Annotated in this window: 15 protein-coding genes and 1 pseudogene; 6 read left to right on the top strand and 10 right to left on the bottom strand. The window is 68.7% G+C overall.

The annotated features are described in order from the left end of the window. Nucleotides 1-7 precede the first annotated feature (7 nt). Entirely contained in the window at nt 8-901 is an 894-nt protein-coding gene (gene bdeA, locus IEY89_RS38050) for a bis(hydroxyethyl) terephthalate hydrolase (protein WP_373287342.1), read from the bottom strand. A 360-nt stretch (nt 902-1,261) separates the two neighbouring features. Between bdeA and IEY89_RS38055 the strand changes: the two genes are divergently transcribed. Together IEY89_RS38055 and IEY89_RS38060 are read left to right on the top strand one after the other, a co-directional pair. Next, nucleotides 1,262-1,624, top strand: coding sequence for a hypothetical protein (locus IEY89_RS38055; RefSeq protein WP_229695671.1), 363 nt, complete (start codon nt 1,262-1,264; stop codon nt 1,622-1,624). A gap of 125 nt (nt 1,625-1,749) precedes the next feature. Continuing rightward, nucleotides 1,750-1,992 carry a hypothetical protein gene (locus IEY89_RS38060; protein ID WP_189152107.1) on the top strand — a complete coding sequence of 81 codons (243 nt, stop codon included), beginning with the start codon at nt 1,750-1,752 and terminating at the stop codon, nt 1,990-1,992. Between the two features lie 20 nt (nt 1,993-2,012). Here the strand turns inward: IEY89_RS38060 and IEY89_RS38065 are convergent. Next, a protein-coding gene (locus IEY89_RS38065; protein ID WP_189152108.1) for an IS3 family transposase occupies nt 2,013-3,217 on the bottom strand; the annotation gives its coding sequence in 2 pieces (ribosomal slippage) (nt 2,013-2,926 and nt 2,926-3,217; 1,206 coding nt in all). 300 nt (nt 3,218-3,517) lie between these two features. Then, nucleotides 3,518-4,699 (bottom strand): serine hydrolase domain-containing protein, encoded by a 1,182-nt coding sequence (locus IEY89_RS38070; protein ID WP_229695672.1) that lies wholly within the window; start codon nt 4,697-4,699, stop codon nt 3,518-3,520. A 110-nt stretch (nt 4,700-4,809) separates the two neighbouring features. On the opposite strand from IEY89_RS38070, the gene IEY89_RS38075 reads away from it, so the two are divergent. Together IEY89_RS38075 and IEY89_RS38080 are read left to right on the top strand one after the other, a co-directional pair. Continuing rightward, nucleotides 4,810-5,328: a hypothetical protein gene (locus IEY89_RS38075; protein ID WP_189152109.1), complete on the top strand. Its 519-nt coding sequence runs from the start codon at nt 4,810-4,812 to the stop codon at nt 5,326-5,328. 93 nt (nt 5,329-5,421) lie between these two features. After that, entirely contained in the window at nt 5,422-6,492 is a 1,071-nt protein-coding gene (locus IEY89_RS38080; protein WP_189152110.1) for an IS630 family transposase, read from the top strand. 22 nt (nt 6,493-6,514) lie between these two features. Here IEY89_RS38080 and IEY89_RS38085 read toward each other — a convergent pair whose 3' ends face one another. Both IEY89_RS38085 and IEY89_RS42315 read right to left on the bottom strand, forming a co-directional pair. Further along, a complete protein-coding gene (locus IEY89_RS38085; protein WP_189152111.1) occupies nt 6,515-6,763 on the bottom strand; it encodes a hypothetical protein in 249 nt (82 codons plus the stop codon). A 224-nt stretch (nt 6,764-6,987) separates the two neighbouring features. Beyond that, nucleotides 6,988-7,401, bottom strand: a complete 414-nt coding sequence (locus IEY89_RS42315; RefSeq protein ID WP_268240799.1) for a transposase — start codon at nt 7,399-7,401, stop codon at nt 6,988-6,990. Here IEY89_RS42315 and IEY89_RS38095 point away from each other — a divergent pair. Continuing rightward, nucleotides 7,326-7,730 carry a hypothetical protein gene (locus tag IEY89_RS38095; protein WP_229695673.1) on the top strand — a complete coding sequence of 135 codons (405 nt, stop codon included), beginning with the start codon at nt 7,326-7,328 and terminating at the stop codon, nt 7,728-7,730. The two genes, IEY89_RS42315 and IEY89_RS38095, sit on opposite strands and share 76 nt — an antisense overlap. A gap of 122 nt (nt 7,731-7,852) precedes the next feature. Here IEY89_RS38095 and IEY89_RS38100 read toward each other — a convergent pair whose 3' ends face one another. Beyond that, nucleotides 7,853-8,587, bottom strand: a complete 735-nt coding sequence (locus tag IEY89_RS38100; protein ID WP_189152114.1) for a hypothetical protein — start codon at nt 8,585-8,587, stop codon at nt 7,853-7,855. Between the two features lie 782 nt (nt 8,588-9,369). On the opposite strand from IEY89_RS38100, the gene IEY89_RS38105 reads away from it, so the two are divergent. After that, the gene (locus IEY89_RS38105; protein WP_189152115.1) at nt 9,370-9,927 is read left to right on the top strand and encodes a hypothetical protein; all 558 of its coding nucleotides are present in this window, start codon (nt 9,370-9,372) and stop codon (nt 9,925-9,927) included. Between the two features lie 109 nt (nt 9,928-10,036). On the opposite strand, the pseudogene tpg reads toward IEY89_RS38105, so the two are convergent. The 4 genes and pseudogenes from tpg to IEY89_RS38125 all read right to left on the bottom strand — a co-directional run bounded on the left by tpg (nt 10,037) and on the right by IEY89_RS38125 (nt 12,355). Then, nucleotides 10,037-10,594, bottom strand: a pseudogene (gene tpg, locus IEY89_RS38110) (telomere-protecting terminal protein Tpg). 6 nt (nt 10,595-10,600) lie between these two features. Continuing rightward, complete coding sequence (locus tag IEY89_RS38115) at nt 10,601-10,789, bottom strand: hypothetical protein (protein WP_373287343.1); 189 nt, start codon at nt 10,787-10,789, stop codon at nt 10,601-10,603. A gap of 208 nt (nt 10,790-10,997) precedes the next feature. Then, nucleotides 10,998-11,768 (bottom strand): DUF5995 family protein, encoded by a 771-nt coding sequence (locus tag IEY89_RS38120; protein ID WP_189152116.1) that lies wholly within the window; start codon nt 11,766-11,768, stop codon nt 10,998-11,000. 245 nt (nt 11,769-12,013) lie between these two features. Continuing rightward, nucleotides 12,014-12,355 (bottom strand): immunity 53 family protein, encoded by a 342-nt coding sequence (locus IEY89_RS38125; protein ID WP_229695674.1) that lies wholly within the window; start codon nt 12,353-12,355, stop codon nt 12,014-12,016. Between the last annotated feature and the right edge of the window lie 72 nt (nt 12,356-12,427).

Raw genomic sequence — 12,427 nt, forward strand, 5'->3', positions numbered from 1 at the left:
GAGGTGATCAGTGGGGGCAGTTGCCCCGGTACTCCTCGATCGACAGGCTCGGGCGGGGGATCGGGCACAGGAACTGCTCGTAGCGGGTGTCGTTGTCGATGAACCGCTTCAGCCACGAGATGCTGTACTTCGCGATCGTCGTGTTCGACGAGTTCGGCGCGGAGTGCGAGGCGGAGTTGAGCTCGAGGTAGGCCTTGTCGAGCGTCTCGGGCAGCGACTGGTAGAACGGCTCCGCGTGCGAGCCGACGGACGCGACGCTGTCGGCCTCCGCGCCGAAGATCAGCGTGGGCGTCCGCACCTCGGGCCAGGTCTTGTCGCTGTTCCAGGGCGTCAGGGGAATCGACGCCTTCAGCGAGGGGCGGGACTTCGCGGCCTCCAGTGCGCCGCCGCCGCCCATGGAGTGGCCCATCACGCCGAGCCGGGTGGCGTCGATCCCAGTCCGCACTGAGCTGCGCTCGGTCAGGTAGTCGAGCGCGGCGAGCAGCTGCCGCCCCCGGCTGGCCGGCTGGTCGAAGGTGGAGCTGGTGTTGATGGTGAAGACCACGAAGCCCTGCGAGGCGAGCCGCGGACCGTACCAGGCGATGGAGGACTGGGTCGCGGTGAAGCCGGGCGCGACGGCGACCGCGCCGAAGGTGCCCTCCGAGGTCGTCGTCGGGTAGTAGATCGTGCCGCCGCCGAAGCCGCTGACGCTGCTCGAGGAGACGCTCGTCTGCGAGACGCTGTAGGAGCCGAGGGACGCCTCGATGCTCGACACGGTGGGGGCGGGGCCGCGCTCGTAGGGGTTCTCGGCGGCCTGCGCGTTGGGGACGAGCATGGTGGCCAGAAGGCCACCGCCCGCCACGGTGCCGGCGAGAAGGGTGCGTACGGGGCGGTGACGGTGGGGCAAGGCGTGCTGCTGCACGGTGGGGTCCTCTCGGTCATGGCAGCCGGGGGCCACGCCGGAGAGAACCGGCCGGGAGGCCGGGTGCACCGGGCGGGGACCGCCAGTTCGCTGCGGCCGCCACTCTGGCGCCGCACCACGCCCCCCGGCATCGGCTAAATCACCGGTGTTCGCCGGAATGGCCGTCACCGGACTCCGCGACCGTTCAGCTCTCCCGCGCACCCCGCCGGTCCACCGTGCACCGAGCGGGCCTGAACGACGGGCGAGTCCCTGGCCCTCGCACTGCACCGCCCTGTGTTCCCTCACACGCGTCGCCCTCGAAGCCTCGGCGATCAGCCCTGGGCAGGCACGGCACCGGAGTCTGCTCGAACGAGTCGGGTGATGGCTGGCCCGATCGCTGCCAGGGGGATGTCGCACAAGACACGGGAGGTGGCCAGCGACGGCTACCACCGTGCCCTTGCCGCCCGCCGCCAGGCTGCCTCGCCCTCCCTGGCGGACCCGGACATCGCTCAGGCAGTCGAGCGGCAGACCTGTGCGATGCGCGAGCTGAGCGTCCGTGCGTTCCCCGAGCCTGACGAGGCATCGGCCGCGATCGAGGCTGCCCGGGCCCAGCGCCGCCGCGACGCCGAAAAGACTCGGATCGCGGCCCTGCGCCAGGCCCGTAAAGACCGTGCCGCCCGGCAGTACGGTGCGACCGTCGCGGCCGCCGCCCCGCAGCCGGCTGAACTGCGAACCACGGCGTAAGCCGGGTGTCGCAAGGAGCAGTGGTGCAGGCCGGGACCGGGATGGCCGGTTCCGGCTTCGCCGCTGCTGAGAGGTGGGTACCTTCCCGCGGTCTGAGCGCACACCGAGCTTCCCCGGATCAGTCGATGCCGGGCTGGTCGACCAGCCGGACGGCTCAGGCCGCGTACGGCAAGCACCTGGTCCGCATCGGCGAACTCATCCCGGCGCGGCTGTACTCCAACGCCATGGCGCGCCGACACCTGGCGGCCGCGCGTACCGCCCGTCGCCAGGACCTCGTCTACTCCCAAATGAGCAGCCTGGCCCTGGAGCGCCGGGACGACCTGCTGGAGACCGCCGCCGTCCTGGACACGCTCGCCCTGGGGCCTTGACCCCGAATCCTGAACACGGGTTATGCGGCTGGTGCCAGCGTAGTTGGTGTGAGGTGGAAGGCGTTTTCGAAGGCGATCGGTGATCGTTGTCCGAGGCGGGAGTGTCTGCGTCGGGTGTTGTAGCGGTTGAGCCATCGGAAGGCGTCGAGTCGGGCCCGGTGCTCGTCCGGCCAGCTCTTTCGTCCTTGGAGTGTCTCGCGTTTGAAGGTCGCGTTGAAGGACTCGGCGAGTGCGTTGTCCGCGCTGGACCCGACCGCGCTCATGCTCCTCCGCACCCCTGCTGACCTGCATGCTTCGGCGAATGCTCTGCTCGTGTACTGGGCTCCGTGGTCGGTGTGCATGATCGATCCTGGGAGGCTGCCGCGGGTGCGGAGGGCCGCGGCCAGGGCGTCGGTGACGAGGTCCGCGCGTATGTGGTCGGCGATCGCCCATCCGGCCAGACGGCGCGATGCGAGGTCGATGACGGTCGCCAGGTAGCAGAACTTCCCGCCGTCGATGGGGAGGTAGGTGATGTCGCCGACGTACTTCGTGTTCGGCTCGCCCGCGGTGAAGTCGCGGCCGATCAGGTCCGGCGCCTTGGCCGCGGCCGGGTCGGGGACGGTGGTGCGGTGCCGGCGGCGCAACCGGACTCCTTCGATCCCGGACGCCCGCATGAGTCTGGCGACACGCTTGTGGTTGACCGCTTCTCCGCTCGTCTCGCGGAGTTCGGCGGTGATTCTCGGGGCTCCGTAGGTGCCGTCCGATTCCTGGTGCACGGCCCGTATCCGGACGGTGAGCCTCGCGTCGGCCGCCTGCCGGGCGGCCCGGTCCGTGGCTGTCCGGCGCCAGTAGTAGAAGCCCGAGCGACTGACGCCGAGGATGCCGCAAAGCCGCTTCACGCCGTAGCGGCGCTGATGGTCGGCGACACACTGGAAGCGGTTCACCAGCGCGTCTCCCCGGCGAAATACTTTGCCGCTTTGCGCAGGATCTCGCGTTCCTCTTCCAGCTCACGGACCTTCTTCCGCAGAGCCGCGTTCTCCGCCTCCAGCGGGGCCGGAGGCTGGGCCGGTTCCTGCGTCCGGCGTCCGCGGGGCCGACTCGCTCCGGCTGCCCGGACCCAGTTCCGCAGCGTCTCCGGATTGATCCCCAGATCGGCGGCGACCGACCTGATCGTCGCCTCCGGCCGCGACTCGTACAGCGCGACCGCGTCCGCCTTGAACTCCGGCGGGTAGTTCTTCATGACCACGAGATGTCCGTTCTCAGATCCTCAGGATCCAGTGTCTCGTGTGTTCAACATCAGGGGTCAAGGCCCCTTTGCGCATTGCATCTCCTTGGTAGTGGGGAAATCTGATCCAGCCCTTGCTCTGGCGGTTGCCCTTTACGGGTGGCCGGGCATGCCGCCGCAGCAGGCGACGGTCTGGGTCTGGCCGGCGCTGGCGAGCGGTGCTACAGCGAGCACGGCCGCCAGTGCCACGAACAAACCCAATACGGCTTTGCGCACTGTCTCCTCCTGTGTTGTTCGGCGCCGCTCGGAGCGGTCACTGGTTCAGCGGTCTTCGACGCGGACGCGGTCGGCGATGCCTTGTGTCAGCTCCTCTGCCTGGTCCTCCAGGTTCCACTTGCCGTCCTGGTAGGCGTGGTTGCTCACCCAATAGACCAGGACGCCGTCGCGCAGCGATCTCGTGAGGTATGCCAGCGACCAGTCGTTGCCGCCGTTGTGCCAGACGATCCGCCCGTCGGGGGTTTCACGGACGGCCCAGCCGTATCCGTACGAGTCGTCCAGGCCGGGCACCCGCACGCGTGGCGCGAACAGCTTCTGCCTGGCCCGTTCCGGCAGAAGCTCGTTGCCCGAGAGGGCACGGTGCCAGCGGAAGATGTCCTCGGCAGTGGAGAGCATGCCGCCGTTGCCGCGCAGGTTCCAGTACGGCCCGTCGGCGGCCCAGGGGTGGTCGAAGGGCCTGCCCTTGCTCCGCCCATCGCTGTCGTACTCCACGGCGACCAGGTGCCGCGGCCACCGGGGCAGCACGTATCCGGTCCGGTCCATCCCGGCCGGGGCGAACAGGTGCCGGGCCAGGAACGGCTCGTAGCCCTCCCCGGACGCCTCTTCCACGATCACGGCGAGCAGGCTGTACCCAGTGTTGGAGTAGTGGAAATCCTCCCCCGGGGCCGACCGCGGCTTCGATGCGAGAGCCCGCCGCACCAGCTCGTCGCGCGAGACGGGGTCGTAGTCGTCGCCGAGCCCCTCGACCAGGCCCGACGTGTGCGTGAGCAGCTGCTCGACCGTGATCACACGCTTGTCCTCGGGCACCGGCCCGAGGAACCGACTGATCCGGTCGCTCACCCGCAGTCGGCCCATCACCTCGAGCTTCAGGATCGCGGCCGCGGTGAACTGCTTCGTGATCGACATGACGTCGTACACGGTCCGGCAGCTCGCGGGAGTGCCGACGGCTCGGTCCGCCGCACCGAAGCCTCCGCAGTACGCGAGTTCGTCGCCGCGCGCGGCGATCACGGTGCCGCCCGCCCCGGCGGGCAGAACACGGTGGAGGAAGTCGGCGACCGACTCCCCGTCGCGCGCCTTCGGGGCGGCCGCGGCGGACCCGGTGGCCGGCTGCCCGGCGGCGGGTTCTTCGACGCACGCGCCCAGCATCATCAGGACCGCCAGGGCGGTGACGGCGGCACGGGTGCGACGACAGCGGGGCAGACCCATATGACCTGTGACCTCCAACATCGGGAATCCGCACCGAGGTTGACCGTCGCTGCCGCCGTTCCTCAAGCTGTCAGGGTGTTCGAGCTTGTGCGAACCCGTGTACGTCCAGCTCACCAGGGGGGACCACCATCATGACCACCGCACTGCCCACACCGCCGGACACCGACGCGGCCGCCTTCGTGGCGGCGCTGCGGCGCCTCAAGGCATGGTCGGGTCTGAGCTACCGCCGACTGGAACGCCACGCGGCGGACGTGGGCCACTGTCTGCCGTACTCCACAGCGGCGACCATGCTCGGCAAGGACCGGCTTCCCCGCGAGGAACTCGTCGCCGCGTTCGTCGCGGCGTGCGGAGTACGGGGCGACGAGGCGGAGGCATGGCTGGACGCCCGCACCGGCATCGCGTGCGGTCCCGCACCGGCGGACGCCACACCCACGCTCGCGACGCCTACGGACGCCATACCCACGGACGCCACGCCCGCGAACATCGCACCCGCGGTTGCCGCACCGGCGCGCACCAGGCCATGGCGGACGCGGTGGACACTCTTCGGCGCGGCGGCGCTCGTCACTGCGCTCCTCGGCGGGGCGGCAGCGTCCGGCATCTTCACCGACGACGAAGAGGTGCTGGAGACGTCGACGTCGGCCCGCCTGTGACGCATCCTTGTCGTTTACTGACCTTGGCGTTATAGCGTCTGGTTTTTCGTCGGACCTGGTGACAGGGCCCGTCTTGGCTGGTAGCCCGGAAGTATGCGGTATCCGGATGGGGGCGGGCTGACCGCCGAGCAGCGCAAGCGCCGCGAAGAGGTACGCATGCGGGCCGCTGACCTCTTCGGGGAGAACGTGAAAGTCCCGTGCATCGCCCGGGAATTACGGGTGAGCGAGAAGTCGGACTACCAGTGGCGCCGTGCCTGGGCGTTGGGCGGGCGGGAAGGCTTGCGTTCCCAGGGGCCTCCGGGCTACGACTGCCGCCTCGGCCTGCAGGCCAGGCTCGCCGTCTGGCTGGAAGAAGGGCCGGTCGCGCACGGCTGGAGCGACGACCAGGTGTGGACCGCCGCGAGGGTGCGCACGCTGATCGGGCGGAAGTTCCACTTCTCCTACAGCGTCTCGGGGGTGACCCGGCTGCTGCACCGTATGGGCTTCAGCGTCCAGATGCCCGCCCGGCCCGCCGCCGAACGCGATGAGGACGCGGTCACCGCATGGCGGGAGGTGACCTGGCAGGAGGCAAAAACTCTCCGGGCGGCGACCGGCGCGTTCATCTGTTTCGAGGACGAAGCGGGTGTGACCGGCCGGCCGCCCAGGGGCCGCACCTGGGGCCGCGGTATCACCCCGAGAGTCAAAGTGCCCGGCCGCAGCCGGGGACGGCACTCGGTGGCCGGGCTGCTGTGCTACCGGCCCGGCCTGCCCGCCCGAATGTGCTACCGGCTGCGCCGCCATACCGGCCGCAAGGGCGAGCGCCGCTCGCTCGGCGAGAGCGACTACATCCACCTGCTCGACGGCGCCCACCACCTGCTCAAGGCCCCGCTGATCGTGGTGTGGGACCGGCTGAGCACCCACACCTCCAAGACGATGAAGACGCTCGTGGCCGGCCGGGACTGGCTCACGGTGGTCCTGCTGCCCGGGTACACACCCGAACTCAACCCGGTCGAGGGCCTGTGGGCGCACATCAAACGGAGCCTCGCCAACCTGGCCGCCCGCACCCTCAACGAGCTGGAAACCCTGCTCCGCAGACGGCTCAAGGCGCTGCAGTACCGGCACGGCATCCTCGGCGGGTTCCTCGCCGGAACCGGCCTCGCTCTCGACAGACCGGACGGACCCTAATACGCCGAAGTCAGTAACCCGTTCAGGGGGTGACGTAGTCGCCCCAGCCGAAAGTGGCGACGTAGGCCCGTCGAATGGCTTCTCCGCCGCGTCCGCCCCTGATGCGGATGACGGTCAGCGCGAGGGTGAACCAGGCGGTGAAGCACGCCGCGACGATCAAAGTCCGGCGAGGGCCGGAAAAACTGGCAATGATGACCAGCGCAATGATCGTGACGACCAGTCCGATGTGGCCGCCTCTGATATCCGTGCTGGACCTGCTGCCGCCTGTCATCAGGGTCTCCCGCCAAAAAACACGCCGCTCTGCGTCAAAGCAGGCTACGGGGCTCCGTCAACGGTGTCAGTGCCGCTCGCACGGCGGGGTTTGGTGCCGACCTTGTGGTGGGCGGGACGGCGGTTTGTCGAACCAAGTGGCCTTCCTGGGCCGGGTGTCGAGGGTTTCGGTGCGCTGGCCGGAGAGTCGGCAGAGAATGTCGCACGGCTGCTGCCCGGTGAGGGTCAAGGGTGCTTCTTGGGCGTGTGGTTGATGAGTTTGTTGATGTTGTGCACCGTGCCGAGGAGCTTGATCTCGGCGTCCACGGCCTGGCGGCCTCGGTAGTTGAGGTGTCGTCCGAAGCGTTGGAAGATCTGGGCGAATCCCGGCTCGACCAGGGCACTGCGTTGACGGTACTGGGCCCGTCCTGTTGGGGTGGCGAGGCGGGCTGCCATGTCCTGCTGGCCGGCGGGGGCCTGCTGACGTTTCGCGGGAAAGCCTGCCTGGTCGGCATCGCTGGTGACCGAGACCAGTAGCGGGAGGTCGGCGAGGGCCTCGAAGGTGGGTGCTGATCGTGGTCGGCGTGCCGGTGTATCTGGCGTGGCTGGTGCGGGTCGGCTACCTGACCGGGCAGCGGCTGCCCGCCGGCGATGTCGCACGCTGGGTGCCGCCGATACTGCTGCCGCCGGCCGCCGTGCTGTTTTGCGTGATGGCCGGGACGACCTGGTGGATGAGCGCGGTGGCGCGTACGCCGTCGCCGCTGCGGGAGCCGTGGATCGCCGCGACGCTGGTGTTCACCGCGGTCACCTCGGTGTTCTGCGGCGTCGCGGCGTTCGACGACCCCGACGTGTCGGCCGGGCTGCTGAGCGTCGTGATCACCGGGCTGGGCATGGCCGGACTGTTCCTCATCCCGGCCGCCCGCTCCCGCCAGCTGCCGGACATCGTCCGTCGGCGCTCTGCCGACTCCTCCGACGACCCGACTGCGTAACCGGGCACGAGGCGTTGGATACGGCGTCGCGTCATGCACATCCGATCCCCGCGGATACGCGTGTGGGGCCCCGCACCGATCTGCTGGGCCGGTAACGGGGCCTCGTGTGTGCGAGCGGGTGGTTAGCCGCGCTGAATGGCTGCCAGGTCCTCGTACGACAGTTCCTGGGTGCGGGTGGCGGCCTCGCCGGACACCCAGGCGAAGACCTTGGGGTCCGGCTGGGCGTCATGGCGGCGGTCGCCCGCGGCGGCGGTGTTCTCGCCACCGGAGTCCAGGAGCGTAGTGATGTACCGGGCGAGCTCGGAGGGGCCTCCCCCGCCGTAGCCGCTGCCGTAGGCGCGTCCGTTCTCCTCCGGCAGGATCGACAGCAGGCCGTCGCGGGTGCGGATCCAGAACATGCCGCTTCGCCGGTCGATGATCAGGCGGTGGAACTCGTCATCCGGCCGCAGATCGAGCGGGGCGTACGCCTTGTAGGTCCACTGGTCGATGTTCCCGCCGACGGTGCGGTAGTGGTCCGCCACGACCGGCAGCCCGAACTCCGGGTCCATGAACGTCTTGAAGCACACGCAACCCGACCCGCCGACCGCCGACGGGGAGTCCTTGTCGTCGTCCACGCACGCATGGAACAGGTAGGCGATCTTGTCCGGCGCCACGAGCGTCGTGTGCAGGGTGTTTGGCGCGCACGGCTGGAGCCTGCCCAGCCACTCCTGCACGTACGGGGACTCCCGCTCGATGGACACCGTGCCGTTCCACGCTGCCCCGACGACGCCGTACTTCGGCTCGGTGTAGAGGACGAAGTGGGTGTACCCCGAGGCGGGGTCGTAGACGGGCTGTAAGTCACGCGGCTGATAGCTCAACTTTCCCTGGCTCCCTGTGTGTTGGGGGGAATGCTGCTGGTCGGACTGCATCGACAGTGCCCCAGCCGGGCACCAACTGACTAGAGGGTGACGCAGGCCACACAAAAAGTCTGTCCTTGCGTCTAACGCGTCGCGCTCCAGATCTCACGTAGAGAGCGGAGGGGTGCGTCCGCACCTGCTCCACCGGCCCCTTTCCCCTCATGGAGCAGCGCGGATGAGTGACCGCAGCAGCATTTCCGAACAGCGCACCCAGATCGTTCAGCCACGTACGGCTTCGGACGCTGACGCGGTGCCGCTGCAGGCCCCCCAACCGGCAGGCCTGCCGGCGACGGCGGCCGATACCGCCAGCGTGCGGCTGGAGAAGGCGACGTCCTACGACGATCTACCGAAGGCCGTGCGGGACGAGTTCAAAGAGGTGCTCGCGGCACGGGGCAGGCTGGTGAGCTGCTTCAACCGCAGGGTGAACAACCGGGCCACCGCGGAAGATCTGGCCAGCGGTGTGTTCGAGGTACTAGTCCGCAAGTTGGTGCGCGGGGAGTACAACTTCATGTACTCGCAGGGCCAGTACGCCGCGGGGATCGCGCGCGATCTGCTCCTGGCGTACTGGAGGCGGGTGAAGGTCCAGGTCAAGGGTGCGGAGCCGGATTCCCCGCCTCAGTGGATCGATGTCGAGGTCCTCACCTCGGACCACTCGGAGCTCCAGGACAAAGAGGGGGCGGGCGAGTTCGAGGCGTTCAACGAGATGGAGGGCGGGCGTCGCCACACCCAAGGAGAACGCACCCATGAGCGGCGCCCTCAACCGCGCGATGGACACCCTGGACCAGTACGCCCTCGCGTCGGACCAGATCACGAAGACCGGCACAGTGATCGCGGCCGTGGCCAGCTCCACCACGACCGTCGTACTCGCCGTGGCCGGACGGCTGGTGACCATCGGGCTCGCCGTCATCGGCTGGATCATCTTCGACAAGCGCCGCACCGAGGACCGTACGGCCGACATGGCCAACGACGACCTCAACGCGCTCATCGGGCACCTGCGCGAGGCCGACGTCGAGACCCGCCGTCTCCAGTCTCTGCCCCGCCCGGCCGGCAACGACGACTTCCAGGAGCTCATTCGGCTCACCCCCTACCTGGAGAGCCACAGGGGGCAGTGCACCGCGCCGCTGTCACTCCTCGTCGGCGACGTCGTCCAGGACGTGAAGAGCCTCACCGGCCTGCCCGTCGACAACAGCATCCCGTTCGGCGAGTACGGCCTTCGCGTCCAGCAGCAGACCCGCGCGGTCGACAAGCTCCTGGCCTCGATCGACAAGGCACTCACCAGCGCACGGCAGATGCGCAACTGACGCTGCATATGAGGGCTTTGACCACGAAGCCCCACAGCACACACGGCAACGGGCCCTGATCCGGTTCATGGATCAGGGCCCGCCCTCATGGTACGGACGTCTCAGCGCACTACAGCTCGATCTGGATGTGCTCCACGTCGGTGAACTTCACGCCCGGGCCGGCCGCCCGGGTGTTGTTGTTGCGGAAGTACGTCTCCGCAAGGCCTTCGGCGGCGATGCGCTGGAGCTGCTGCTCGATGGCGCCGGCGTCGCGGGCCTCGAACAACTTGTCTGCCCAGCGGGGCGGCAGGGCCTGGGTGATGTCGCGGATCCGGGCGTCTTAGGTCGTATCCCCGGCGGCTTCGAACCCGAAGCGCGCCCGGGTGTTCACGACCAAGCCGCCCGTGGACGCGGCCTTCTTCTTGGCCTTCGCCCGGATCTGGGGCTGCCACCGCTTCTTGACCTCACGCTCGATCCGGTCCCGCAGATCGTGGCGGGGCCGCTTGAACTTGCCCGCGACGTACCGCTCCACGGTGCGCTGGGAGATCCCGAGCGCCTGCGCGGCGGCCTTGTTGCCCTTGAGCTGCTTGACCAGGTACTTCATCTGCGTCTGGGCGCTCTGCGGGATACGACGAGTGAACGCCCCCTCCAGCGCCTGGTCCAGGCTGTCCCCGAGCGAGTCGGTCATGGTCGGCTACTCCCCTTCTCCGGCGGTCGGGTCGTTCTTGATGAGGTTGGCGATGTTGAACACCGCGCCGGCTTCCTCGAACTGCTGCTCTGCCCACAGCACGGTCCGGGTGCCCTCGTGCTTGACCATGCCCGGCGAGACCCCGAGCCGGAACGTGCCCGCCGCCGGCTTGCCCTCGTCCGTGTACGGCAGCACGTCCAGCCGACCATCAGCACAACCCTGAGTGCACGCGACATCACCGCCACCGTCTACGACTACGCCTGAGCCCGCCTCTCCGCCTGGCCGCAGGTTCACTGTCAACCTACGGATGCACCTCGACCGCAGGCCACCGACACCGGGCCACGATCCGGGGGGCCACCGTGCCTTGCCTTGCCGTCTGGTGGCGCGGGACTCCAGCTGACCATCAGGTGGAGGAGCGCTCCATCGCCCTGTCCAGATGCGTGATGACGGTCGGCACGTCACCGCTCTCGGTCCGCCGGATCAGTTCCAGGGCCGGCCGGACGATACCGGTCGGCCGTGCGATCAGCCTGGCGAGCACAGCGGCCCGGATGTCGAGGCGTTCGAGGGTGGCCTCGCGCTCCCGCTCGCTCTGGCCGGCGAGCAGGACGGCGTTGTACCAGGCCTCCTCGCGGGACTGGCGGATGCTGAAGTCAAGGATCTGCTCGTCGGTGCGGCCGCCGACCTTGTCCAGCAGCGACAGCAGGGGCGACAGGGCGTCGACCGAGTCCTGCACGGCCAGCACCACGCGCGCGAGGATGTCGTTGATCAGCAGGAAGTCGCGCCGCAGCCCGTGGATGTCCGCGCCCGGGCCGGTCCGTGCGGCGGCGACGGCCAGGTCGAGGTTGATGTGCGCGTTCACGCCGAGCAGCAGGTGCTGGACGATGACGGTGTCGGCGTCGTCCAGCAGTCCGAACGTCTCGCGCCAGCAGCGCGGCCCGCTCCGGTCGCGACGCCAGGCGTCGTACGCCTCGAAGTAGCGGTTGCCGAAGTGGGTGTCGAAGCGATCCATGCGGGGACCGTCGTCGAACAGATCTTCATGGATGGTCTTGCGGACCTCGACGGTCACCTGTCGGTACAGCGCGGCGAAGTATCCGATCCGGTCTCCGGTGCGGACGGCCTCGCGCACGATCTCGGCAAGGCCGTCGACGACATCGTCGATGTTCTCCGCCACCATGTCCGGCTCCCCCCTCGCGGCTCCCTCGTCCCCAGGACTGTAGGCCAAATGCGCTGCCTGAAAGAGGAGTTGACGTTTCCCTGATGCGGATTGGTGACTGAAAGGTGACTTGTTCAGGCCCCGTTACTGGCTTCGGCGTTTTAGGGTCAGTTGGGTCTGTCGAGAGCGAGGCCGGTCCCAGCGAGGAATCCGCCTAGGATGCTGTGCCGGTATTGCAGCGCCTCTAGTAATCTGACCGCATAGGTTCACCGGTTTGGTGTCTCCGGGTTCTGCGCCGGCTCAGGGAGCGATCGTGGTCGCCCAGGTACGGAACGGAGTGAGGGCCTCGGTGAGGTTTCCGGGGCCGCAGGCGGCGTGGAAGGTCTTCTCGGCGGTCCAGGTCCGACCCAGTCCTGCGGTGATCGGTTGATCTCCTGGCGGGGGTACTCGCGTTCTTCCAGGCCGGTCTCCTCCAGGTCGATGCTGACGGTCCAGCCGGGGTTGTCGAGCATGGCGATCTTCACGCCCCATTCGTGTTCCCAGTCACCGTTGCACTGCTGCACGTACCAGTTCTGCAGCCAGCCAAGGAGGGGCTCCGGATCGCTCATGGCAGGAATTGTAAGAGAGCAACTGATCTGGTTTACAGGTGATTTGGGGCGTTCGTAGTGACTGTGGCGGCG

It is taken from the genome of Streptomyces lacrimifluminis, from assembly GCF_014646095.1.
Taxonomy (GTDB): Bacteria; Actinomycetota; Actinomycetes; order Streptomycetales; family Streptomycetaceae; genus Streptomyces; species Streptomyces lacrimifluminis.

What these genes read in the sequence shown, in the direction of transcription:
- IEY89_RS38070 (WP_229695672.1), bottom strand. Translation starts at nt 4,699, where the DNA reads ATGTTGGAGGTCACAGGTCATATGGGTCTGCCCCGCTGTCGTCGCACC.
- IEY89_RS38120 (WP_189152116.1), bottom strand. Translation starts at nt 11,768, where the DNA reads ATGGTGGCGGAGAACATCGACGATGTCGTCGACGGCCTTGCCGAGATC.
- IEY89_RS38060 (WP_189152107.1), top strand. Translation starts at nt 1,750, where the DNA reads ATGCCGGGCTGGTCGACCAGCCGGACGGCTCAGGCCGCGTACGGCAAG.
- IEY89_RS38125 (WP_229695674.1), bottom strand. Translation starts at nt 12,355, where the DNA reads ATGAGCGATCCGGAGCCCCTCCTTGGCTGGCTGCAGAACTGGTACGTG.
- IEY89_RS38105 (WP_189152115.1), top strand. Translation starts at nt 9,370, where the DNA reads ATGAGCGGCGCCCTCAACCGCGCGATGGACACCCTGGACCAGTACGCC.
- IEY89_RS38085 (WP_189152111.1), bottom strand. Translation starts at nt 6,763, where the DNA reads ATGACAGGCGGCAGCAGGTCCAGCACGGATATCAGAGGCGGCCACATC.
- IEY89_RS38075 (WP_189152109.1), top strand. Translation starts at nt 4,810, where the DNA reads ATGACCACCGCACTGCCCACACCGCCGGACACCGACGCGGCCGCCTTC.
- IEY89_RS38080 (WP_189152110.1), top strand. Translation starts at nt 5,422, where the DNA reads ATGCGGTATCCGGATGGGGGCGGGCTGACCGCCGAGCAGCGCAAGCGC.
- IEY89_RS38055 (WP_229695671.1), top strand. Translation starts at nt 1,262, where the DNA reads ATGGCTGGCCCGATCGCTGCCAGGGGGATGTCGCACAAGACACGGGAG.